Here is a 1,772-nt window from a genome sequence, read left to right as displayed (position 1 = left end):
TGAAAAATTTTCTCTACAGTCATGTGCTGTGGGGAAGCTCTGCGTTTTGGCTTTGTTGGGTTGTTTGCTCCGTGAGGGGCAGGTAACTGGATGAGGTTGGATTTAGCAGGGTGTTTCAAACTTTCTATGGAGAGTTTGATCCTGGCTCAGGACGAACGCTTGCGGCGTGCCTAAGAAATGCAAGTCGAACGGACCAATCAGTAATGGTTGGTTAGTGGCGAACGGTCGCGTAACACGTAAGCAACCTGCCTTCAAGTGGGGGACAACAGTCCGAAAGGGCTGCTAATACCGCATGTGGTCAACGATTCGCATGAGTTGTTGTCTAAAGGATTTATTCGCTTGAAGATGGGCTTGCGGCCTATCAGGTAGTTGGTGGGGTAACGGCCTACCAAGCCGACGACGGGTAGCTGGTCTGAGAGGACGATCAGCCGGATTGGGACTGAGATACGGCCCAGACTCCTACGGGGGGCAGCAATTAGGAATCTTGCGCAATGGGCGAAAGCCTGACGCAGCGACGCCGCGTGAAGGATGAAGGTCCTCGGATCGTAAACTTCTTTTAAGAGGGAAGAAATTTGACGGTACCTCTTGAATAAGCCCCGGCTAACTACGTGCCAGCAGCCGCGGTAATACGTAGGGGGCGAGCGTTGTCCGAAGTTACTGGGCGTAAAGCGCGCGTAGGCGGTTTCTTAAGTCTGGGGTGAAAGGTTCAGCGCTCAACGCGAACAGTGCCTTGGATACTGGGAGACTTGAGTCTGGGAGGGGGCAGTGGAATTCCTGGTGTAGCGGTGAAATGCGTAGATATCAGGAGGAACACCGGTGGCGAAGGCGGCTGCCTGGCCTAAGACTGACGCTGAGGTGCGAAAGCGTGGGGAGCGAACGGGATTAGATACCCCGGTAGTCCACGCCGTAAACGATGAGTGCTAGGTGTTCGGGGTATCGACCCCCCGCGTGCCGCCGCCAACGCAGTAAGCACTCCGCCTGGGGAGTACGGCCGCAAGGTTGAAACTCAAAGGAATTGACGGGGGCCCGCACAAGCGGTGGAGCATGTGGATTAATTCGTCACTAACCGAAGAACCTTACCCAGGCTTGACATCGAGGGTAAGCCGGTGAAAGCCGGCCCTCCCGCAAGGGACCCGAAGACAGGTGTTGCATGGCTGTCGTCAGCTCGTGTCGTGAGATGTTGGGTTAAGTCCCGCAACGAGCGCAACCCCCGTGGCATGTTGTATTTCTCATGCCAGACTGCCGAGAGAAACTCGGAGGAAGGTGGGGATGACGTCAAGTCAGCATGGCCCTTACGCCCTGGGCTACACACACGCTACAATGGCCGGTACAACGGGTCGCCAAACCGCGAGGTGGAGCTAATCCCTTAAAGCCGGTCTCAGTTCGGATTGCAGGCTGCAACTCGCCTGCATGAAGCCGGAGTTGCTAGTAACCGCAGGTCAGCACACTGCGGTGAATATGTTCCCGGGCCTTGTACACACCGCCCGTCACGTCATGAAAGCCGATAACACCCGAAGCCGGTGGGCCAACCGCAAGGAGGCAGCCGTCGAAGGTGGGATTGGTGATTGGGACGAAGTCGTAACAAGGTAGCCGTACCGGAAGGTGCGGCTGGATCACCTCCTTTCTAGGGAGCTCAGCGGTCATCGGTTCGCCGATGCCGCCACTCTCAGGTCGATCAACCAGGTTTGGAAACGGACGATCTCCGAGGGATCGCCTGCCGCGCAAGCGGAGCCTGAGTTGCCTCGGAAACCCATCAGACCTGCCCGTTGACA

1 rRNA gene is annotated in these 1,772 nt (G+C 56.8%); it reads left to right on the top strand.

The window, feature by feature from the left end:
* Positions 1 to 123: 123 nt before the first annotated feature.
* Positions 124 to 1,624, top strand: a 16S ribosomal RNA gene (locus VLA04_01440).
* Positions 1,625 to 1,772: the final 148 nt, after the last annotated feature.

The sequence above is a fragment of the Verrucomicrobiia bacterium genome (assembly GCA_035460805.1).
In the GTDB taxonomy this organism is placed as follows: domain Bacteria; phylum Patescibacteriota; class UBA1384; order CAILIB01; family CAILIB01; genus DATHWI01.
Note: the sequence above shows the minus strand (reverse complement) of the source record. Positions and strands in the feature narration are given on the sequence as shown.